The 22,058-nt window shown below is 63.8% G+C and carries 19 protein-coding genes and 1 tRNA gene; 14 read left to right on the forward strand and 6 right to left on the reverse strand.

What is annotated here, in order from left to right; translation table 11 throughout:
- The first annotated feature begins 285 nt into the window (after positions 1–285).
- Both ABW18_RS05445 and ABW18_RS05450 read left to right on the forward strand, forming a co-directional pair.
- Entirely contained in the window at positions 286–930 is a 645-nt protein-coding gene (locus tag ABW18_RS05445; protein ID WP_049697921.1) for an MspA family porin, read from the forward strand.
- 77 nt (positions 931–1,007) lie between these two features.
- A complete protein-coding gene (locus ABW18_RS05450) occupies positions 1,008–1,727 on the forward strand; it encodes an MspA family porin (protein ID WP_049697922.1) in 720 nt (239 codons plus the stop codon).
- A gap of 518 nt (positions 1,728–2,245) precedes the next feature.
- Here ABW18_RS05450 and mscL read toward each other — a convergent pair.
- Positions 2,246–3,079 (reverse strand): large conductance mechanosensitive channel protein MscL, encoded by an 834-nt coding sequence (mscL, locus tag ABW18_RS05455; RefSeq protein ID WP_049697923.1) that lies wholly within the window; start codon positions 3,077–3,079, stop codon positions 2,246–2,248.
- A gap of 186 nt (positions 3,080–3,265) precedes the next feature.
- The gene (locus ABW18_RS05460; RefSeq protein WP_197500839.1) at positions 3,266–3,925 is read right to left on the reverse strand and encodes an SAF domain-containing protein; all 660 of its coding nucleotides are present in this window, start codon (positions 3,923–3,925) and stop codon (positions 3,266–3,268) included.
- A gap of 282 nt (positions 3,926–4,207) precedes the next feature.
- Between ABW18_RS05460 and nhaA the strand changes: the two genes are divergently transcribed.
- Together nhaA and ABW18_RS22330 are read left to right on the forward strand one after the other, a co-directional pair.
- Positions 4,208–5,461: a Na+/H+ antiporter NhaA gene (nhaA, locus tag ABW18_RS05465; protein ID WP_049697924.1), complete on the forward strand. Its 1,254-nt coding sequence runs from the start codon at positions 4,208–4,210 to the stop codon at positions 5,459–5,461.
- Between the two features lie 107 nt (positions 5,462–5,568).
- Positions 5,569–5,913 carry an FmdB family zinc ribbon protein gene (locus ABW18_RS22330; protein ID WP_082933545.1) on the forward strand — a complete coding sequence of 115 codons (345 nt, stop codon included), beginning with the start codon at positions 5,569–5,571 and terminating at the stop codon, positions 5,911–5,913.
- Between the two features lie 49 nt (positions 5,914–5,962).
- Here the strand turns inward: ABW18_RS22330 and ABW18_RS05475 are convergent, their stop codons facing one another.
- The gene (locus ABW18_RS05475; RefSeq protein ID WP_049698099.1) at positions 5,963–6,541 is read right to left on the reverse strand and encodes a 5-formyltetrahydrofolate cyclo-ligase; all 579 of its coding nucleotides are present in this window, start codon (positions 6,539–6,541) and stop codon (positions 5,963–5,965) included.
- A gap of 172 nt (positions 6,542–6,713) precedes the next feature.
- Between ABW18_RS05475 and ABW18_RS05480 the strand changes: the two genes are divergently transcribed.
- From ABW18_RS05480 to sepX, 5 genes are all read left to right on the forward strand, one after another.
- Positions 6,714–7,670 (forward strand): UTP--glucose-1-phosphate uridylyltransferase, encoded by a 957-nt coding sequence (locus ABW18_RS05480; RefSeq protein WP_049697925.1) that lies wholly within the window; start codon positions 6,714–6,716, stop codon positions 7,668–7,670.
- Positions 7,671–7,796: 126 nt separating this feature from the next.
- Positions 7,797–9,110, forward strand: a complete 1,314-nt coding sequence (gene glp / locus ABW18_RS05485; RefSeq protein WP_049697926.1) for a molybdotransferase-like divisome protein Glp — start codon at positions 7,797–7,799, stop codon at positions 9,108–9,110.
- A gap of 87 nt (positions 9,111–9,197) precedes the next feature.
- Complete coding sequence (locus ABW18_RS05490; RefSeq protein ID WP_049697927.1) at positions 9,198–9,860, forward strand: GNAT family N-acetyltransferase; 663 nt, start codon at positions 9,198–9,200, stop codon at positions 9,858–9,860.
- Between the two features lie 48 nt (positions 9,861–9,908).
- Positions 9,909–10,580 (forward strand): SIMPL domain-containing protein, encoded by a 672-nt coding sequence (locus tag ABW18_RS05495; RefSeq protein WP_049697928.1) that lies wholly within the window; start codon positions 9,909–9,911, stop codon positions 10,578–10,580.
- 160 nt (positions 10,581–10,740) lie between these two features.
- Positions 10,741–12,126 (forward strand): divisome protein SepX/GlpR, encoded by a 1,386-nt coding sequence (sepX, locus tag ABW18_RS05500; RefSeq protein ID WP_049697929.1) that lies wholly within the window; start codon positions 10,741–10,743, stop codon positions 12,124–12,126.
- Here the strand turns inward: sepX and ABW18_RS05505 are convergent.
- The gene (locus ABW18_RS05505) at positions 12,083–12,865 is read right to left on the reverse strand and encodes a polysaccharide deacetylase family protein (protein WP_049697930.1); all 783 of its coding nucleotides are present in this window, start codon (positions 12,863–12,865) and stop codon (positions 12,083–12,085) included. The two genes, sepX and ABW18_RS05505, sit on opposite strands and share 44 nt — an antisense overlap.
- A 119-nt stretch (positions 12,866–12,984) precedes the next feature.
- Between ABW18_RS05505 and ABW18_RS05510 the strand changes: the two genes are divergently transcribed.
- Positions 12,985–13,060, forward strand: a tRNA-Ala gene (locus ABW18_RS05510).
- Positions 13,061–13,100: 40 nt separating this feature from the next.
- On the opposite strand, the gene ABW18_RS05515 is transcribed toward ABW18_RS05510, so the two are convergent.
- Entirely contained in the window at positions 13,101–14,387 is a 1,287-nt protein-coding gene (locus tag ABW18_RS05515) for a tyrosine-type recombinase/integrase (RefSeq protein ID WP_083444306.1), read from the reverse strand.
- Positions 14,384–14,677 (reverse strand): hypothetical protein, encoded by a 294-nt coding sequence (locus ABW18_RS05520; protein ID WP_152930007.1) that lies wholly within the window; start codon positions 14,675–14,677, stop codon positions 14,384–14,386. Before ABW18_RS05520 ends, ABW18_RS05515 begins: the two co-directional genes overlap by 4 nt.
- A gap of 417 nt (positions 14,678–15,094) precedes the next feature.
- On the opposite strand from ABW18_RS05520, the gene ABW18_RS05530 reads away from it, so the two are divergent.
- The 4 genes from ABW18_RS05530 (at position 15,095) to ABW18_RS05545 (ending at position 22,056) form a co-directional block, all read left to right on the forward strand.
- Positions 15,095–15,433 (forward strand): hypothetical protein, encoded by a 339-nt coding sequence (locus tag ABW18_RS05530; RefSeq protein ID WP_049697933.1) that lies wholly within the window; start codon positions 15,095–15,097, stop codon positions 15,431–15,433.
- Between the two features lie 38 nt (positions 15,434–15,471).
- Complete coding sequence (locus tag ABW18_RS05535; RefSeq protein ID WP_160318038.1) at positions 15,472–15,696, forward strand: hypothetical protein; 225 nt, start codon at positions 15,472–15,474, stop codon at positions 15,694–15,696.
- A gap of 107 nt (positions 15,697–15,803) precedes the next feature.
- Complete coding sequence (locus tag ABW18_RS05540; protein WP_049697935.1) at positions 15,804–16,766, forward strand: helix-turn-helix domain-containing protein; 963 nt, start codon at positions 15,804–15,806, stop codon at positions 16,764–16,766.
- A gap of 469 nt (positions 16,767–17,235) precedes the next feature.
- On the forward strand, positions 17,236–22,056 hold the full coding sequence (locus ABW18_RS05545) for an aggregation-promoting factor C-terminal-like domain-containing protein (RefSeq protein ID WP_049697936.1): 4,821 nt from the start codon (positions 17,236–17,238) through the stop codon (positions 22,054–22,056).
- The last annotated feature ends 2 nt before the right edge of the window (positions 22,057–22,058 follow it).

Genomic DNA, 22,058 nt, shown 5'->3' on the forward strand with positions numbered 1-22,058 from the left:
TGAGATCGCGCTGAGCGTTGCTGTTGCCCGTCTTGATATCGCTCGGATAACGTTCGCTGCGACAACACTCGGCCCCTGCGGGAGGCCGGGGCCGTGGTCCTGCAGTCCGATCAACGTCGGCCAGCAGCAGTGGAACGAGGGGGCAGGGACTTTAACGCCTCGGAGAGCACGATGAAACACCGTGTTAACCGGAGTGGACGATGATTCCCGCGAGCCGCCAAGGTCAACCCGAGGGAACGAGTTCGTCTCCCTCGGATAACAGCCGAATCCTGTGAGAGGGAACGAATGAGCAAGTTCAGCAAGCTTGGGCGCCGCGGAGCTGCTGCGGTCGCCGTCGCCGCTGCCGCGGTGATTGGCGCAACCAGCATGGGGGCGGGACACGCCGAGGCGCAGAAGCTCGCGCCCGGGTACAAGAAGGCCGTCGCGAGCGACGGTACGACTGTTGAGACCTGGCGCAACGGTGAGTACTTCACTCGAGTCGGAACAGTGGCCAACAACCCGCTGTCGCGGGGGCTGGCGATTTCCGGCACCTACACCGTGAAGACCGCTGCCGGTGTCGGCGGCCAGGTAAACGTCGGCTACATCATCGGTTGCCAGGTCGACATCTCCGGCATCAGCCTCGACCTTGGTGGCACTTTTGACATCGTTGGTGGCGGACTGACCGGCAGCGGCAGCGTCACTCTGCCGATCAAGCCGGGCCAGATCGCGAACTACGCGCTCTCCGACATGAGCATCTCGGACAAGGGCGTGGCATCGCTCCAGGTTTCCGATCTCCAGGTGATTCTCGACAAGTGCGGCGGCTACGCGTCGGCACGCTCGTACGTCTCCGTCTACGCGGCCAAGGGATTCGATGCCAAGGGCGGCACGCTGAACGTCGACGGACCTTTGGTGAAGTCCACTCTGTACGGCCAGCCTTTCAACGTCAGTTAAGCCGCAGCAGGTAATTCAACAACTCACTCTGAGATTTATCTGCTCGTAGGCAGATTGACATTCCACGAAGGGGAATCATGAAGAAGAGCAACACTCGCCGCCTGGCGGCTGTCGCCGCCGTCGCGGGTGCCGCCGCGATGGGTCTGAGCAGTGTCAGTGCAGGACACGCTGACGCTGGGCCACTGCCCGGCGGCAAGGTCACCAAGACGCTTGTCGACGGAACTCCGGTCAGCATCACGCTTTCGAACGAGAGCATCAGCGTCCAGCGTCCGGTCAACCAGAGTGCGCTGAGCCGCGAAGCCTGGGGATCGGGAACGGTCAGCGTCAACGTGGGCGGCAAGGCCAAGGGCGGCACCATCAAGGTCGGCTATGAGCTGGGATGCCAGGTTGACTTCGGCGTGTCCGGCGGTCTCGGAGCCGGCGGCGGGTTCAAGCCGGGGGCTGCCAACCCGAATGCCATCGGTGGGACCGACGCCGACTGGAGTCGCTCCGCTGGTGGCAACGGGTCGGTGACCCTCGGGCCCGGCGGCGTGACCAAGTACTGGCTCATCAGCGGTGACAGCCTCGGAAACAGCATCCAGTCGTCGGACGTGACGAACAAGGATGATGACAACTACACCGCCAGCAATCTGACCTTCACCGGTTCCACCGGTGGAGTCACCTACAGCCAGGAGCACTTCGTACTGAACGGCTGCGCGGGATACGCGTCAGCCCGGACGATCGTCCAGGTGACCGTCAAGACGGACTCCGTCAAGGGGATCGTCACCTACACGGGTAAGCCCTTCAGCCTCGGCTGATCGCGCCTGTCGCACAACAGAACACAACCGCGGGGCGGGAACCGATATGGTTCCCGCCCCGCGGTCTTTTTTCGCTCAGCGAGTGCGGTGCCGGTGTGCCGATGGCCTCGGGGATCGACTATCGACGCAGCGGAACCCATCTGCGCGGTGGCGTCTGAGACGCCAGGAGCGGTCAGCTACCGATCGACTCGGCTACCGGATTCAGCTCCCGAAGAAGGGGAACGGGAACCACGGACGCGGACGTGGGCGCGGCTGGGGCTGCGGCCGGCCGTGGTTGTTCTGGCCCGGTCGCTGGTTGCCGTGAGGCTGAGGCATCGTTGCTCCTCCGTTGGGTTGATGTGACGTTGCCGTCGGTTGACGTGACGTTCGTTGGCGCATTCTGAATCAAGATCAGCGCCAACGGATTTCAACCTAGGAATCGAACCTTGGGATGCGATGGTCAAGTCGCTGTCAAACCGCTGGACATAGCGAAACGGCCACGCCCGAGATGGGCGTGGCCGTTTCGTTGTGGCTTCTGATCAGCGGGAGTGGCGTCCCGAGTCGCCGGGATTGTCGCCGGGGAACTGCGATCCCGGCGGCGGGTAACTGCTCGGCGGGTAGTTACCGGGCGGGGGATAGTTGCCCGGAGCCGGGTTCGGCGTCGGGTAGCCGGTTTGCGGTGCACCTGGGCCGCCTGCCGGATAGGTCGGCGGGTTCTGCTGCGGCTGCCCGGAGGGCGCCTGGTACGACGGCGGGTTGCCGTAGGTCGACGGTGCCTCATACGGGGCCTGGGATGCCGGTGGCGGCGTCGTGAGGCGCTGTGTGGGCGGTGCAGCGTCAAGTCGACCGGAGGGATAGGCGTCGGAGGACGGCGAATACGTGTCGGGCGAATCGGAAGCTCCCGAACCGGATGAGGAATCGCCGCCTCCGCCTGAGTCGCTCAGGTGGTCGGGCAGATCCTTCTCGGCCTCGGCCTTGGCCTTCGATACGCCATCGGGATCCATGAGGTCGCGGATCTCGGTGAGCAGTGCAACCTCGGTGACCTCGGCCTTCTTGCCGAAGCCGCCGAGCTCTGCGAGCTTGTTGTACGGAACGATGATCAGGAAGTAGACGACAGCGGCGATGATCAGGAAGTTGATGACCGCCGTCAACACTCCACCGATATTGACGAACGTCGACGATTTGCCGCTGACCAGCTCGAATCCGAGGCCGTCGGCTTCGTTCGGGCTCCACGGGATGGTGTTGATGATCGGCTTGATGATGCCGTCGGTGAAAGCCGTGACGATCGCGGTGAAGGCCGTGGCGATGATGACCGCTGTGGCCAGATCGACCACGTTGCCCTTCATGATGAAATCCCTGAAACCCTTGAGCACTTTCCGGTCCTCTCATTCGGTCGGTGGTACGTGCCTGTGGTGAGGTGTTGACGGAATCTGCTCAGTGGTGCACAGCCCGTTCTCCGTGATGTTAGTAGAGATAGGCATGTGCGTTGTGGAACCAAACGATGTTGTGTCCTGTGCAATGAATCTTCGATGCTGTGCAAGGAATCGCGAAACCACAGTTCAATGCACTATTACGGCGAGGGCGATGTCGAGTCCGGCTGCGGCTACGCGGAGCGCTGATTTCTGGTCCATCGCGAGTACAACCGGCGCCGATGCCTGATTCCGCGCCGACAACCCGCTCGACACCGGACGTTCGGTGCCCAGCGCGACTACGGCACGTGTGGCGAGTACATCCGCCTCAGGCCCGACGACGTCGACCACATCGCCCGCTCGTAACAGCGCCGACACGGCGTCGTCGGAGAGACGCACCGGGACGAGACGGGCGTCGGCCGACCCGGTCAACTGTTGCGGCAGCCGGGGTGAGAGAAGTCGTGCGTCGGTGAGAATCTCGCCGGTTCGGACCATGCTCGTCACCGTCTTGCCCGCGCCGTCGCGCGACATACGTAGTGCGCCCGCCGGGACCATCCCGGCGCCAACCCTGCGCACGACGAGATCGCTCGCGGCAAGTTCGGTGCCCGGCAGCAGGTCGTGCGCGGCGACCATGACCGCTTCGTCGTCGTGTTCCGCCCCGCCGAGGGTCGCGAAACCCACTGCGGCCACGACGAGTAGCGCTGCGGCGCATCGTCGAATCAACAACGACCTCGCCCAACCCGGACGCACGGCAGCTCCCAGACGGTCGACGAGGCGCGGGCTGAGACTGTCTCCACGGGCTGTTCGCATGCGCGCAAGTTAGCCGCCCGGAGGTCGCGGAAACCGACGCCGCGGCAGGTTGTGGACAACCCGTCCATTCGTAGTCGTCGGTGGATAACTCGACGCGGCGCACGCGTGGCCTGCGTCCGGTGGCGACGCGCCGCCTGACCAGCACGAGTGGTGCCACAGCCGGTCGTCGGGGAGAATGGACGACGGTGTGCCGGGAAGTCTGGTCGGCAACCCGGACCTCGATCCGGGTTTGTATTCGACCCATCTCGGCCTTGGCGCCGGGATCGCCCGACAGGATCATTTATGCCCGCAGAGAGCTCGTTCGACGGGCGCCCACCCGCCCGTGAGCGCTTGCGCCGCTATCTCTCCCTCGACACCACCAGTGGCATGCTGCTGCTCGTCAGCGCGGCCGTGGCGGTCATCCTGGCGAATTCGCCGTGGCGAGAGGCCTATCACGAGATTCTGGCCTACGAGATCGGTCCGGAGTCGTTGCACCTGCACCTGTCGCTGAGTGAGTGGGCGGCCGACGGTCTGCTCGCAATCTTCTTCTTCGTCGTCGGCGTCGAACTGAAGCAGGAGTTCGTTGCCGGAAGCCTGCGCGATATGCGTCTGGCAGGTGTGCCGATCGCCGCTGCTGTGGCCGGAATGGTCGTTCCCGCACTGTGTTACGTGGCAGTCGTCGGAACGCTCGACCCAGAAGCGTTGCGCGGCTGGGCAATTCCAACCGCCACCGACATCGCGTTCGCGCTCGCCGTCCTGGCGATCTTCGGACGTGGTCTGCCGCTGGCGTTGCGGACGTTTCTGCTCACCCTCGCGGTTGTCGACGACCTCCTCGGCATCACCGTGATCGCAGTGTTCTACACGGACTCCATCAACTTCGTGATGCTCGGCTGCGCACTGTTGGCCATCGCGGTGTTCGGGGTCGTCGTCCGTCTGTCACGCGCGTACCGGTGGTTGTTGTTGCCACTGGCGCTGATCGCTTGGGGCTGCATGCACGCCTCCGGTGTGCACTCGACGGTCGCGGGTGTCTTGCTGGGCCTCGTCGTTCCGGCATTGACGATCCGCGGTGAAGAGCTTCCGCGTACCGAACAGCTCGACGAGGCGGTTCGTCCCTGGTCGTCGGCGGTGGCCCTGCCGCTATTCGCCCTCGCCGCAGCCGGCGTCTCGCTGGTGGGAGCCGACGAACCGCTGCTCCAGCCGGTCTCGATAGGGATTGTGCTGGGGTTGTGCGTCGGCAAGGTGGTCGGTGTACTCGGAGCCACCGCGCTCATGACCCGGTTCACGCCGCTACGGCTTCCCGATGCGATCGGTATGCGCGACCTCATCCCGGTGGGGATGCTCACCGGGATCGGCTTCACGGTCGCGCTGCTGATCGCCGAGCTCTCCTTCGAAGAGGGCCAGCACGCCGCGCCGGCGAAAGGGGCAATACTCGCCGGATCGGTGATCGCGGCGTGCGCCGCCGCAGTCCTGCTGCGCTGGAATGCGCGCAAAGCACGCGATCCGGACATGAATCGCGACGGCGTCGTCGACTCCGATCTCGACGTCATCGGCGGTTGAGCGGACCCGTCGCGGAACGGGGAGGCGTCCGGTTTGGCACTCGGAATGTAGGAGTGCCAGAGTTGGTTAGAATCAGTGGCGAATCACTCAAGTCTTCGGAGGTACCGGTGCCCACTTACTCGTATGCGTGCACGGAGTGCGACAACAAGTTCGACATTGTTCAGTCGTTCTCCGATGACTCGTTGACCGAATGCCCGCAGTGCTCAGGGCGTCTGCGCAAGCTCTTCAACTCGGTCGGCATCGTGTTCAAGGGCAGCGGCTTCTATCGCACCGACTCCCGCTCGGGCTCGTCGAGCTCCGAAACGGCGTCGTCGAGCAGCAAGTCCGACGGCGGTTCGTCGTCGGAGAGTTCGTCGAGCAGCTCGTCGTCGGACAGTTCGTCGTCGAGTAGCAGCAGTTCGAGTACGTCGTCGAAGAGCGAGTCGAAGAGCAGCGCCGCTGCGTCTTCGTGATTGCTGCGTCCTCGTGATTGCTGGGCGCCGCTGATTCCAGGCTCGGACCCTAGCTGAGTTTCCGAAATCCCCCGGCGGGCGTGAGAGCCCACCCGACCGGGACGTCGTAATTGCCCGACGGCAGTGCGTCGACGACCTCGTCGTCGTAGACGACGGCGACGAGCTCAGCAGAGCTTCCGATGAGTGTTCGGTCGTAGTAGCCCGCGCCGCGGCCCAGACGAACACCCGTCTTGTCGACCGCGAGAGCGGGCACAAGCACCACCGACGCCGCGTGTACGGCGTCGACGCCGAGTCGTTCGCCCGACGGCTCGAGCAGTCCCCAGCGTCCGGGTTGCAGGGTGGTCGCGCCGTCGTAGCGGACCCAGTCCAGGGGGGCGGGGTCGCCGTCGGGGACGATCGGGACCAAGACGCTCACCCCACGATCGATGAGGGCATCGAGCATCGCCGGTGATCCCGGCTCGGTCCCGACCGGGACGTAGGCGGCGACGGTGACGTCGTATTCGAGTCGGAACGGCGCGGCGTAGATCCAATCGGCGAGGTCGCCCGCGGCTTGTTCGCGCGCGAACGGCGACATGTCTCGTCGCTTTGCCGCTATCTCCTCGCGCAACTGATTCTTGAGGGTGGGCACCGCGACCTCCGCCTTTCTGCGTACCTGCACTCGCCCCGACATACACTCGTCCCGATCCGCACTCGCACTGTAGCGCTCGAAAGTGACGTATAACGCACGCTCGCGTCCGTCAGTCGGGTGATCCGCAACTCTTCACAAGGACGCCGTCAGACTCCGACATTAGGGTGTCGGTATGACGTCCAGCGTGAGCAAGGCGAGCACCGACGAATTCAGCGAGTACTCGTCTGTACCGAACACCCCGCCTATCCCGCGAACCGCGGTCGTGCCCGCGGCAGGCTTGGGAACGAGATTCCTGCCCGCGACCAAGACCGTCCCCAAAGAGCTGCTGCCCGTCGTCGACACACCCGGCATCGAGCTCGTGGCAGAAGAGGCGAAGTCGGCAGGCGCTGAGCGTCTCCTGATCATCACGTCGCCGGGCAAAGACGGAGTCGTCGCGCACTTCGTCGAAGACCTTGTCCTCGAGAACACGCTGGCCACACGGGGCAAGGCCGCGATGCTTGCCAAGGTGCGCAAGGCACCGTCGTTGCTGGAGGTCGCGTCGGTCATCCAGGAGAAGCCCCTCGGGCTCGGGCATGCGGTCGGGTGCGTCGAGCCGTATCTCGACGACGACGAAGACGCCATCGCGGTACTGCTTCCCGACGATCTCGTCCTGCCGGGCGGCGTTCTCGAGGTGATGGCCCGCACGCGTCAGCGTCGCGGTGGTTCGGTGCTGTGCGCGATCGAGGTGCCGGAAGACCGGATCAGCGCCTACGGCGTCTTCGATGTCGAGACGTTGCCCGACGCCAACAACCCCAATGTGATGAAGCTCAAAGGCATGGTCGAGAAGCCGGAGCCGAAAGACGCCCCGTCGAATCTCGCGGCCGCCGGACGCTACATCCTCGACCGCAAGATCTTCGACGCTCTGCGCCGCATCAAGCCGGGTGCAGGCGGCGAGTTGCAGCTCACCGATGCCATCGCGCTACTGATCGAAGAGGGCGAACCGGTGCACGTCGTCGTACACAAGGGCACCCGACACGACCTGGGCAACCCCGGTGGCTACCTGAAAGCGGCTGTCGATTTCGCTCTCGACCGCGACGACTACGGACCCGACCTGCGCGAATGGCTCGTGGGCCGACTGTCGGTGGACTGAACGGCTGCGCGTTCGACTCGACTTCGCAGTCCGACTCGACGTTGCCTCAGCGCGCCTGCGTCGCAGACGCGGGCACGGCCACTAACGTCATTGCCTGACGTGTGTCCGGCGAGGCGATGAGGTGAGATGCGGTCCGTCGAAGATCATCTGACGCTGGTGACCGCTGCGGCGGTGGCTCCGCGGCCGGTACGGGTGGCAATTTCCGAGGCGCAGGGTTTGATGTGCGCCGAGGAGGTCGTCACCGAGCGACCAATGCCCGGTTTCGACCAGGCCGCGATCGACGGCTACGCCGTGCGGGCAGTCGACGTTGCGCTCGCCGGAGCGTCGGCACCGAGCGATCCCGACGAGTTCGAGGAATTCGACGCCGGCGGTGCCGAATTGGTCGATCTCGAGCCCGGTGAGCCGATGATCGTGTCTCTTCCCGTGGTCGGCGAGGTTGCGCCGGGTGCGCGTACCCCGACCAGGCTTCAGCCGCGGCAGGCGGTACGTGTCGAGACGGGCGCCCCGATGCCGACGCTCGCCGACGCCGTGGTGCCCCTCCGCTGGACCGACGGCGGCGATCAGAAGGTCAAAGTCGGGCACGGCGTCGACAGTGGTGATTACGTTCGACGAGTCGGCGACGACGTACAGCCCGGCGATGTCGCGGTTCGTGCCGGATCGATCATCGGCCCGGCGCAGGTCGGGTTGCTCGCCGCGGTCGGTCAGTCGCGTGTGCTGGTTCATCCCAAACCGCGGCTCTCGGTGATCTCGGTGGGCAGCGAACTCGTCGACATCGACCGCACTCCTGGGCCCGGCCAGATCTACGACGTGAACAGCTACTCGCTCGCCGCCGCCGCACGTGATGCTGGTGCGGACGTGAACAGGGTCGGACTCGCCGAGCGCGAGTCGTCGCGGCTGCGTGAAGTGGTTGAGGCGCAACTCATTCGATCCGAGATCGTCGTGATCTGCGGAGCGGTGGGTGGAACGGCGTCGCGGGCGATCGCCGACGCACTGGCCGACCTCGGCGACCTCGAGATCGCTCGGGTCGCGATGCATCCGGGCTCGGTGCAGGGCTTCGGCCGACTCGGCCGCGACGAGGTGCCGACGTTCCTGTTGCCGGCCAATCCGGTGAGCGCGCTCGTGACCTTCGAGGTCATGGTGCGACCGTTGATCCGGATCGCGCTGGGCAAGCGGCAGCCGATGCGACGGGTGATCACCGCACGGACGATCGGGCCGATCGTGTCCGTCGCGGGCCGCAAGGGATATCTGCGTGGCCAGTTGATGCGCGACGAGAAGTCGGGGGAGTACCTGGTGCAGGTGCTCGGGGCGTCGCCGACCGGATCGTCGCATCTGCTGGCAGAGCTCGCCGACGCGAACTGCCTGATCATCGTCGAGCCCGACGTTGAGGAGTTGGGCACGGGCGACGAGGTCGAGGTCGCGTTCCTCGCTCAGCGCGGATGAGTGCGTTCGGGTTGCGTCGATTCTGTTCGATTGGCGCGTGTGCGCGAGCCGGTCACACCACGACGTTCACCGAATAGACTCACTGGCGTGTTCAGATGGTTGAGCGGTGTTCCGGCCAGTCCCGGGTGGCCGGCGACGTTGGGACCATTGCTTTCTCGTGGTGGAGCGGTGACCGTGCGTCCGGTGCGGGTTCGTGATGCCAAGAGTTGGAGCGACCTTCGCATCCGCAACCAGAACTCGCTGCTGCCGTGGGAGCCGACCGGCGTCGGCAGTTGGGCCGACCGGCATCAGCCGGCGTCGTGGCCGCCGCTGTACGCGATCCTCAAATCCGAGGCGAAGCGCGGCACCATCCTGCCGTTCGTCATCGAACTCGACGGCGCATACGTCGGCCAGCTCACCGTCGGGAACATCCAACGTGGGGCCGTGCGGACCGCATGGATCGGGTACTGGATCGACCAGGCGCACTTCGGTCAGGGAATCGCCACTGCCGCAGTCGCTTTGGGCGTCGACCATTGCTTCGGTCCGGTGGGGTTACATCGCCTCGAGGCCACGGTTCAGCCGTCGAACGGGGCGTCGCAGGCGGTGCTGACCAAACTCGGATTCCGGCATGAAGGTCTCCTCGAACGCTATATGGACGTCAACAAGCGTTGGCGCGACCACAACCTGTTCGCCCTGACTGCCGAGGAGGTTCCCGAAGGGGCCGTCGAGCGACTGGTGCGATCGGGCCGGGCGAACTTCTTGCAGGGCTAGTTCTGGTTGTTTGTCTGGGCGACCTGTCCTTCTGCGTAGGGTTGCCGTATGGCTGAGTCATCGCATAGCGCATCGGAGTTGCTCGAGATCGTGGTGCGCGGACACGCGCGCGACAGTTACCCGCCCGAGCGCGCGCTGCTCTCGCTCAGCATCGACTTCTCTGGCTCGAACCGCGAAACTGTATACACCGACGCGATCGGGGTGCAGGGGCGAATCGTCGAGTCGCTGAACTCACTTGAAGCGCGGGGAGCGGTGTCGACGTGGCACAGCGAGTCGGTGCGCGTCTGGTCGTATCGACCGGTCGATGCGAAGGGTAAGCCACGAGAACTGCTGTACGTCACGAAGATTCGCGTGACCACCGAGTTCGTCGACTTCGACGAACTCAATTCGTTCATCGACGAGTGGGCGACGGTCGAGGGGGTCGACGTCGCTGGCGTGCGTTGGGATGTCACGCGTGAGGGGCGAGCCGAGCACGAGAGGGAACTTCGACGTCGCGCGGTCGACGACGCGGTGGCGAAGGCGCAGGCCTACGCCGACGCGGTGGGTCGGGGCGAGGTGCGGGCTGTGCAGCTCGCCGACCCGGACATGCTGTCGAGTGGACCCGAACGGATGGCTCGGGTGACATTCGCGGGCGCGCCCGCTGACGCACCGACGTTGGAGTTGCGGCCCGAGGACATCGACATCGCGGTCTCGGTGGACGCGCGCTTCGTCGCGAGCTAGCGGCCGGTTGCGAACCCGGGCACCGCGCGAGTCGCTGAGAAAGCCATATGAATCACTCCAATCTGGCGGGGGCTCGGCGCGTCTGCGCAGTTCGCGCAATGGTCGCACCTAGATTATTGGGTGGTCCGGTGTAACCAGAGTGATTGAAGGGAGAGGTCGAATGCCGAACTCCGTGCTGTGGGTCTGCCTCGTCGTGGTGTGGCTCTTCGTCCTCGTTCCCATGGTCATCAAGGGCCGACCTCAGATGCGCAAGTCGACCGAAGCCGCGCGCATGACGCGCCTCCTTCACCGCGGCGGCACCAAGACCCGCACGTCGACTGCTCGACGCTCGGCGGGCGCACACCCGCACGACCCGTCGTGGACGTCGCGCCGCTCGTCACGTTCGGCGAGTAGCGCCGCGACATCGCTTCTCGACAAGACCGAGTCCGACGAAGAGGTGTCGACCGAGTCCGGCGCGGACACCGACGACGCTCCGACGTCGCAGAAGGCGACCAGCACCAAGCGTGCAACTGGGGCGAAGGTGCAGGCGCCCAAGGCTGATCCGGACGTCGAGGCGGATCTCGACGCTGATGACCTCGACGCCGACGACGTCGAGTCGGGTGACGACAACGTCACGCTCACAGGCGAACTCGTCGATACTGACGAGACTGAGGCTGACGAGGTCGACGACTCCGCGGACGCTTCGGACGTCGTCGACGCCGAGGTCGAGGATGACGAGGCTGAGGGCGCTGAGGCTGAAGATGCTGAGCTTGAGGATGATTCGGACGTCGAGGACGTCGAGGACGAAGCCGAGTACGACGATCTCGAATACGACGACAACCTCGACGATGAGTACGAGGACGACGAGTACGAGGACGATTACGCCGTAGAAGACGACAGCTCGGACGACGACTACGACGTTGAAGACGAGTACGAGGACGACGAGTACGACGTCGAGGATGAGTACGACGTAGACGACGTAGACGCAGAAGACGACTACCTCGACGAGGTCGACGGCTATGAAAACCCGGTGCCGCGCGACAAGCGTTCCGCCGCAGCACAAGCCGAGCCCGCGACCGTCGTCGACCGCGGACGCACCCGCGATGCACGACGTTCGGGTACGTCATTTGACGAGCGGGACAGGAAGATTCGCTACCGCGAGCGTCAGCGTGTGGCCATCGCGCTGCTGACGTTTGTGGTCATCTCGATCGCGCTCGGAGCGTTCCTGGGGCTCATCGGTTGGATCGCTACCGGGATCACCGTCGTGATGCTCTTTGCCTACCTGGCATACCTGCGTAGTGCGGTCCGCAACGAGCAGCGGCTACGCGCGCAGCGGGCAGCCCGTGTGGCGCGGCAGCGTCGGCAGGACGAGGAGCGTCGACGTCGCGAGATGGCTGCGCCGCAGTTCGTCCCGGTGGTCGAGCCCGCGCCTCAGATGCGCAGGCCCGGCGGAGCCGTCGTCGTCGAAATCGACGACGAGGACCCGATTTTCGATCACATCCCGCCGTTCCAGCGGCGTCGTGTCATGCGTGAGGACGAGGACTTCCGTCGGGCTGCTGCTGGCTGACGGTGATTGCCTCCGGGTGGTTTTTGATCCACTTGCTTGCGTCCGTGACAGCGTGGCAAAGCGCAACGCGCTCACCGACATACGTCACCGGAGCACCGACAACCGGTATGTAGCCGAGCATTCCGAGGAGCTTGGGCGGGCCGGGTCGACGATCGAGTTCGTCGTTGACCTTGCGCAGGATCTGAGCCACCTCCCAGAGCCCACCGATCACCGACCATCCGCGACGCTTCTTTCCTGACGACGTGTCGTCGAAAGGATCGGTGTTCGACGCGGCGTCGGAACTCAGTTCTCGATCGCTGAGTACCGAAGCAAGCAGTCGCACTTGATCATTGCGATCGGTGACCCCGTACTCGCGTGCGATGGCGACGAGCACGATGGCCTGATTGGCGTAGCCGAGCGCGCTGGTGAGCGGCAGAGCTTTGGCCCATGCGCCGAAGACGCCGGGGTAGGAGACGGCAATCGTGTTGAGCGCGCCGATGCGATTGACCCACCACTTGCCGCGCTCTTTGATCGACAGCTCCGACCAGCCATGCGTGCCCGGCCAATCGGCCACGTCGAACCCGTGGGCGACGACGTGTCGGAGCTTGTCGAGGCGAGAACGATCCTCGGAGTCGTCGTCGAATGTGCTTGCCTTGATCCCCAGCGGATCCGACGACGCGAGTGCGTCGAGGATCGGGTTGATGATGGCGACCGCGCGGTCGAGGGCGGTTGCGAGCTCTTTATCGGACATTGTGGCCACGTGCCGAGAGTATCGGAGCGGCGTCGACGTCCGGCTTGTCGCCACGACGACGAGGCGTTTGTGATCACGCGCGAGATGGCTGCTAGAGTGACCTACGGCTGATCACGCAGTGGTCACCCGGGGCTATGGCGCAGTTGGTAGCGCGACTCGTTCGCATCGAGTAGGTCGGGAGTTCGATTCTCCCTAGCTCCACCAGAGAAAGCCCAGGTCAGGGCGTTATTCGAGGGGTGAGGGCTTAGCCCTCGGCGGTACCGTCCCGCAGTGGTCCCGCAGTAGTTTCACTCAGGCCAGAAACTTTTGACCTGATCGCAGTGTTCTGAGACATCATCTCGCCTCGAATCTTCTGGTCCAACGCACCCGCTACGAGGTCGAGATCGTCGTCGAACAGGTCGGCGTAGGTATCGAGCGTCATGCTCGCCTTGGCGTGGCCCAGCATCCGCTGAACCGCCTTCACGTTGGCCCCCGCCGAGATCGCGAGGGAGGCCGCAGTGTGTCGGAGGTCGTGGGGTGCGAGGCGCGGGAACTCTGGGGTGACCGGCTCGCCACCCTTGGACTTCTCCTGCGCCCTGGCCTTGGTCGCGGCCTCCTGGCAGCTCTTGACGGCCTTGTCAAACACTCGTGGACGCCAATTCGTGTTTCGCAGGACCCCACCATCCTCGGCGGTGAACACGAGGTCTTCACGGCCCTTGCCCACCATGAGCTGACTCAGTGCCGGTGCCAGTACCGCTGGGAACGGCACGGAGCGTCGCTCGTGTGTCTTCGGCGTGCCCCACACCAACGCGCCCCTGACCTCGGTTACTGACCGCGAGACCTCGACCCGACGCCGCAGCATGTCGACATCCTGCACCCGTAGCGCAGCCATCTCGCCCCACCGCAGCCCGGTATAGGCCAGGAACTCGACGACCTCGGGGCGGAAGGTGACCGCCTGGGCCAACGCCGACACCTGGGAAACGGAGAGGTAGGCCCGCTCCGCGTGTGCCCGCCTGGGCAGCTTCACGTTGCTGCACGGGTTCGCCGAGAGCCGTCGGTCCTCGACTGCCAGTTCGCAGATGCCCCGCAGGACACCCACGGCACGCTCAATGGTGGGGACTCCCACGGGGCGGTGGTCCTCTGTCTCGGTAGCCATCTCAGACACCCAGGCCCGCACGGCGGTCACCCTGATCTCCCCCACGGGGACGGTGCCCCATCGGGGAGCGACGTGGACGCTGTAGGCCGTCTCGCGGGAGGCGAGGGTCTTTTGCGAGAGGTGCCCCGCTTGGCGCTTGTAGTCCTCCCACAGCGACGCCACGGTCACCTTGCCCGCGCGGTCATCGACGAACCTGCCCAGGTTGCGCGAGGTCGTGAGTTCGGACAGGAACGCGGTGGCGTCTGACTTTTTGTCGAACGACTTGGACAGCTCGCGGCCCTCGACGACGTAGCGAACGAGCCAACGCCGCCCCCTGCCGTACTTCGCGGACTTCTCCCCGGTGGAGGTATGCCAGGCGTCGGTGATCCCTTCCCGGCGATTGCGGTGCTGGCTCATCGCATACCCGCTCTCACGAGGTCTTCACCGATCAACTCGACCATCGAGTCGTGAGTGGTGAGCCTGTCGATCGTCGCCCGCGATAGCCCTGACAATTCGATGAGGTCGACCTTGCGCAGGCCGCAGAGGTACCCCCGCACAATCGAGCAATGGAACTCGTGGCGGGCGCGTTCCGCCCTCTGCGCAGCCGTCTCCGACCAGTCTCGGTTCTCGGAGATGGCTTCTGCCACCTTTGCGCGTTGCTGGAGTAGCTGTTTCATGTCGTCGCCTTTGGGTCTCGTTCTTGCCATGCCTCACAGATTACCAGAGTTCGTCATCATGAGGCATTTTGTTTGATGGGTTGAACGGAATAACGATCGGGTAACAATGCCGAATGGCGTACGCCTTGCAACGTCTGGCGACGTCTGGCAGTAGTCGTCAAACCGACTGTGGTGCAGATGTTTTCGTCGTTGTTGGCTATCTCTGAACGCATATCGTTGTGTTGTCCCACGACCGACAACGAAAGGAAAGATGTTGGACGACAACACAACCGAGCTTCTCGGTTACGAGGGGATCAGGCGGGAGTTCTTGCCCGATCTGCCTCTGGGGACCCTGCGGGCTATGCAGTCGCAGGGGCGGCTTCCCCGTTCAATCACGATTGGCCGCAGGCGGTACTGGGAACGGGCGGTCATTGAGCAGTGGATTGCGGACATGCTCAAGGATGCATCGTGACCGACCCCGAGGACATGAACCCGATCGAGCTGGGTCGCTTGATCGCTCGCCTACGCGGCGAGATGACCCAGATGAAGAATCGTGTTCAAGTGCTCACGCTGATGAAGGCGCGAGTTGAGGCAGCGGGGGTAGACACCTATCGAGCACTGGAGGGGAGTTCTGAGGCCAGTAAAGGGAGCGGGGGGTCTGGTAGGACCCCAAAGGCTCAAAACTCGCCCAGAATCGCCAACCAACAGCGGGAATCGGCACTGTCGTTTGACGATCGAGCCGAAAAGTTCGGCAGGATCGAAGATTCGGGTCTCGGAGACGGTGAACCTGCGGGGGGCGAGGGATGAAAAATCGCGCAGAAGTTCGCACCATCAACGGCGAACCAATGCTGGATGCCCGGTGCACTGCGCTCCTCCTGGGCGTCGATGCCTCTGATCTCGCGGGAGGTCAGAAGTTGTCGGAGTCCGCTGTTCGCTCAGGCATCCGTCGTCGCAAGGAATACGAGGCGGCAACGGGGAACACCGAACCCGACATGTTGGGTGTTCTCTCCCACTACGCCAGGCGCGAGGGGGTCACGCTGATCGTCGACGGAGTCACCGTGGTCGATTAATGTCGACACCGGCATATCAACAGAAACGGAAACACCCCCGGCGAGTAGTCAGCCGGGGGTGTTCCTGCGTCGCACCGATCACCAGAAGAAAGGCACAGACCAAGGATATGTCACCAACGCGATTCGGCAAGTTCCCCAGTATCGAGCGCGGGGGTCTGACTCTCGCTGAGCGCGGGGTACTTGCGCAGATGTACACCTTCGCCGATCAGAACGGCGTGCTCTACGTCAACCAGGAGAAGTTGGCACGGGAACTGGAGATCGGGCGCTCAACTCTACTGCGGCATTTGAGTGCTCTGGAGCATAAGGGATTCCTCACGCGGCGACACCAGTACCGCAACGGCGGGGGGTATCGCACTAGTGAGTATCGACTGTCCGTGGTCGTCAAGGACTCGTTGAAGGGTCGCGACAACAAGTCGAAAACAGACCCCGAGACGACCGAAACGACCTCTCACGATGTCCCAGAATCGGGACAACGCGATGTCCCAGAATCGGGACAGCAATTACATACCGTTCCTAAGAACTCTTCACAGACCGTTCCTAGTGATGGTTCTCGTGATGGCGCAGTTGACCGGATGAGGACCGAAACAGACGACCTCGCGGATGCTGGTACTCGGGTCCCGGATCAACTGCGCGCGATCAAAAGTGCACTTTTCCCCAATGACCCAGGTCACAACGGAAGGGTCACTCTGCCGACGGAACGGCTAAACGATGCCCAGGGACCGCTGTGGAGGGACTGGGAGCCGAACGCTCGGCATTGGCGCATGATTCACAGCCTTCGCTGCGACCACGGCATAGTCATTAATCCCGACGCCCTGTTCGCAGCCTGGGAGCAGTCGGCAGTTCAAACGCCGACCGGGAAGCAAAGGGTCAGTGCGAATTGGGGCGCTGACCTCATGGCGGCTATCCAGATCGTCGCCCACGACATCGACGATGCTTTTGAGCTAAGCCCCGTATTTGATGAGCGGTACTACTCGGAAAACGCAGAGGAGCTGATCGCCGATTATCATTGGCACGCACAGGACGAACACGAGGAGTCATCACCGTGGAGCATCAGCAGCGCCCCCTTCTGATCGAGTCATTGTGCCCCGTGTGTTTTGAGCCCTTGAGGATCGGTGCAGACTGGGTTGTCCCAGAGCATGAGGACCCGATCTACCTAGCTCCTTGTGTCGCCGTAACACCGCCGAAGATGTTCGCGTTTCACATGAACGCTGTTGTCTACGGGCGGTTCTGAACGGTATTTCCGCGTCATTGCACGGTATTTCCGCGTACACAGAAACACCCCCGGGGACGGCTCGCGTTCGCCCCGGGGGTGTTGTGTACCTGTGCCTACCGGATTCCGAGTTCAGGAGAAACCAGGTACACCGAAACCCTAGCGTGTGTTCTGAAAAAAGCCGCCGATCGTACGGCGTTTCAAGGGTCGCGTTTGAAACGCGACCCGTAGAATAGAGAGCAGAAGCGCAACCCCGCGCTTACCCGAGAAAGGACGGAACCCAAGCCCATAAGGGCCTGGGCCACTTGTCCTTTCGGAGGTGAGCAGCGTTGGCCGATCGCTACGGCGGCACTCTCAAACTGCGCATCACTCCGGATGCCTCCCGGTTTGTTTCCGAAGTTCGCGCAGTCGCGGAGCAGGCCCGCAAAAGCGCGTCGGTGAAGATACCCGTCGAGGTCGACAATCGTTCTCTACAGCGTTCGCTGCGCACTGCGACGAGGTCGTCGAACGCCACGGTCAAGGTTGATGCGGAGGTCAATCCTCGCTCCCTGGAACGTTCTCTCAGGCGGGCAACCCTGGCGTCGTCCACGCGAGTGAACGTCGGTCTCGACCCCGACTTCGCGGGAGCGACCGCACGGATAGAGACCTGGGCAAGGTCGTTGCGGCCCACGGTCCACGTGAACATCGACTACGACCGCTCCGCGATTGACCGGTTGGGGCGCGTCCTCGGAGGTATTGCCTCAACGGGGGTTCGAGGTACGGGGAACGCGGCAGCATCCGCTGCGGGGTCGTTTAGCAATCTGAGTGGTGCGATCGGCCTTGCGGCTGCGGCACTCGCTGGTTTGGCTGCGATCTCGCTCGTTCCGCTCATCGCGTCTGCCTCTCAGGCTCTTGGGGTGTTTGCTCTCCTGCCGGGGGTGATCGGGGCCGCTGGGGCGTCGGTGGCAACCCTGGGCCTGGGTCTCGGCGGGGTCGTGGACGCGTTCAAGGCATCCGGCGACGCGGCCACCTCTGCGGGCGGTGCTGCGACCGACGCGGCCCACGACCAAGAGCAAGCCGCGCAGCGCGTCACGCAGGCTCAGGAGTCGGTGACCGACGCCGCTAGGGCTGTGTCCGACGCGCAGCAGGACGCCCGAGACGCCGCAAAGGACCTCAACGACGCCTATAAGGACCAGGCGCGCGAGCTGGAGGACGTCAACCAGCAGTTGACCGACGCGACGCTCAACACCCAGGACGCGGCGCTGGGTCTCGCGCGGGCCAAGGCCGACCTCCAGAAGACTCGGCAGGATCGCGCCCTGGGTAAGGCGAGTGACCTCGACGTTGCCGAGGACCAACTCCGCGTCCAACAGGCGCAGAACCGCCTCAATAAGGCGAACACCGACCAGACACGAGCCGGTCAGGATGCCCGGGATGCCAATCAGAAAGGCGTCGACGGCGGCGACAAGGTGGTCGAGGCGAAGAAGCGACTCAGCGACGCTGCCGACCGCGAGACCGACGCGAATCGTCGTTTGCGAGATGCGCAGTGGGCACTGAACGAGGCTTACTACCAGCAGGCGCACTCCACGGCTGCGGCTGCGGGCGGGGTCGACAAGTACGCCGAGGCGATGAGCAAGCTATCGCCCAACGCACGCCAGTTCGTGACCGACATCAAGAGCCTGTCCGGGGCGTTCGGCGAACTGCGAAATAATGTGCAGGACAAGCTATTTGATGGTCTAGGTCAGAAGATTGTCGATCTGAGCAACAACTATCTGCCCACCTTGAACAAGGGCCTCGGTGACATCGCATCGGGGTTCAACTCGGGTCTGTCGAAGATTATCGACCAGATGTCGCGCCCCGAGAACATCAGCGCGTGGTCGAACATCTTCTCGAACACGGCTGCGTCGGTGGACAAGTTCCTGGGCGGCCTGGGCTACCTCGGGTCGGCGCTGACTACGATCGCGTCCGTCGGGTCTGACTTTCTCCCCGGCATCGGGCAGAGCTTCCAAGACACGATGCAAAAGTTCGACGAGTGGATTAAGGGCCTCGACTCGAACGGCAAGCTCAAAGAGTTCATCCAAGGTGCGATCGACAAGTTTCACGAACTCTGGGACATCGGGTCGAAGATTGTCGAACTCGTCAAGAACATCTTCTCTGGTGGGAAAGACACCGGCGACGACATGCTCAAGAGCATCTCGACGACCCTCGACAAGTGGAATCAGTTCCTCGGGTCTCCGGAGGGGCAACAGAAGCTCAAAGACTTTTTCGAGGACGTCAAGCAGTCGGCCAAAGACATTGCGAGCACGATCTCGGCAGCCGCAGACATCGTGCATCTCGTCTCCGGTATGGGTCCCCGTGACGACGGCAAAAAGAAGCCGACCAACATCGACGAGTCGAAGTCAACAGGCGCAGGGGCGAACTCCGCACGGCTGAAAGACAAGGACGGCAACACCGTTGACTCCGAGGGCAACCCGGCATGGAACCCGGGCGAGTCGGGTCTCGCGGCCACGATCCCGGTTATCCCAAAGAACGGCATCATCGGGAAGGCAGGCCGTGGTGTTGCGGGTCTGTTCGGCTACTCCTCACGCGACGGAGACGACGGGGCAGGGTCCTGGGACGGTGGAGCCTGGAAGCAAACAGGCGAGCGTTGGGCCAACGTCGGAAAGTCGGTCAAAGACAGCTACGACAAAAACATCGGTCCGACGATTACCTCGTTCGTGCAAGGTATGCAGAACATCGGCTCGACCGCGCTAGACAAGCTCCAGAACGTCGGGTCGAGTGCCTGGGGTTCGATCTCGAACGCCGCATCGACGGCGGGGTCGACGATCTCGACAGCCGCGCAGGGCGTCGGACAGTGGTTCGCCGACCTGGGCACCAAGGCGGGCAGCGCGAAAGACGCCGTCGTTCAGAAGATGGACGACATGCTGAATTGGCTTGGGGGACTGGGTAGTTCGATCGCGCAGAAGACCTCCGGCATGTGGAACGGAATTTCGGAGGCGTTTAAAGAGTCGTTGAACTGGATTATCGACCGCTGGAACGCCTTCACGATCAAGGTCGGCGGTTGGGAGATCATGGGCAAAAAGCTGCCATCTCTCACTGTCTCTATGCCGCAGATTCCCCGGCTCTATGCAGGTGGCGCGGTCCGTGATGAGAACGGTCGCCTGTCGGGACCAGGTACGGGAACCTCTGACTCAATCGTGGGCGTTAATGCCGACGGAATCCCTATTGTTCGCGTGGCGGACAAGGAGACAGTGGTTACCGCCGACGCCTCGAATCACCCTGGTAACCAGAAGATTCTGACCGCGATGAACCAGGGGGAGAAGTTCAACCTTCCCGGGTTGGCTACGGGCGGGGCCGTGGAGGACCCGAACGCCAAGAGCAACAGCACTTTTGTGCCGGGTTCCGAGCAGGGCAAGCCCTCTGGCCCAACGTCGCCCACCGGCAAGCCCTCTGACCTCGCGGGCATGATGTCGTTTCTCTCCTCAATGGCGAGCACGGCGCTCTATGCGATGGGCGGATTCTCGCGCACCGATATCGACTGCTCTGGACTCGTCTCGGCGGGCATCAACGCGCTGTTTGGCGAAGACCCGTTTGTCGGTCGGATGAACACCACCGTCGAGGGTCCGTGGCTATCCGCACGAGGGTTCACCCTGGGCAAGGGTGGCAACGATTCCATCACCATCGGCTTCTACGACCAGGGTGGAGGGGCGTTCGGGCACACAGCCGGAACCTTGCCCGGGGGGACCCCTTTCGAGGCGCACGGGCCAGATGGAACCCCGATCGAGTACGGCTCCGGTCAAGGTGCAGACCAGTCGATCTTTACCGACTTCTGGCATCTCGCCATTGCCCCGCAGGACCTCCTGAACGCCAACGTGAACGTATCGGGAGGCAATCTCCCGAACCCGACCTACCCAGGCACCGGAACGACACCGAACAGCACAAACACCACCGCTAGCACTGACCCCAGTGCCACGACCGACTCGGACAAGCCCACCACCATCTCCGGCTGGGCGGGCAAGTTCGCTCAGGACGCCGCGACGTACTACGCACAGGACACACTGGGAGTGTTCGGGATTCCCGACGAACTCCCCGGTGCGGTCAATGCGGCGTTCGTCGTCGGCAACGCGGTGGGTACCCAGGGCAACGACTCCCTGTCAGGCCTCGCGGGGTTGGCGGGGAAGGCCCAGACGAACAGTCGCGGGGCGTACACGGCACCGAAGACCGTCACCGTTCCGGACCAGAACAACCCCAACACGCCTACGAACACCCCGGGACAGACCACCTCGGGACCGACCACCTCGGGACAGACCACCCCTGGTCAGGCGAAGCTGGAAGGCCCCGCGTCGGATCAACCCGCGTCCCCGTCTATGCCGACCGATGTCCCCGAGGGCGGAATCGCCGCAGGCACCCCAGGGGCCAAGGAAGCCGTCTACTCGGAGTGGCTCAAGTACGGGTGGACCGAGGCCGCGCAGTGGCTCGATACGCTTCGCCTCATCAACGGGGAAAGTTCCTGGGATGTCGGGGCGGCGAACCCGTCGAGCACTGCACAGGGTCTCTTCCAGTTCCTCGACACGACCCGAGCGCAATTCCCCTACGGCGCAACAGCAGCCGAGCAAGCCGTCGGTGGCGGGCAGTACATCAAGAGTCGCTATCACACGCCCTCGGACGCGTGGCAGTTCTGGTCATCGCAGTCGCCGCACTGGTATGACGCAGGCGGCAGGATTCCCGTGGGTGACACCTGGGTACGCAACCAGACCGGCAAACCCGAAGCGGTGCTCACAGATGAGCAATGGTCGGACGTGTCCGGGATTCTCGGTGCGCTTTCTGGCCCCGTACTCGACAACCTGAACCGCACGATCGCCGACACCTCGGCAACTGCCATGACGAGCGCGGCGAACACGGTGCCCGGGGTTGGGCCTGCGGTACAGGCGGGGATAGGTGCGATGCGCACGTTCAACTCGGCGGTCGAGTCGGGTCTCGGTGTCGCGCAGACGTTTAAGAACTCCGCAGCCCAAACCCTCACCACCCACGAGGAGACAGCTACCAAGAACGTCAACTCGCACAATCGCACCACGAATTATCACATCAGCGGCACCGACGCCCAAACCGCTATGCGGCTAGCCCGTCTGCGCGAGCAGAAAGAAGCGATGGCGTATGCCGGAGGCCGAAGCTAGGA

Source organism: Gordonia jacobaea, from assembly GCF_001186365.1.
GTDB classification, from domain to species: domain Bacteria; phylum Actinomycetota; class Actinomycetes; order Mycobacteriales; family Mycobacteriaceae; genus Gordonia; species Gordonia jacobaea.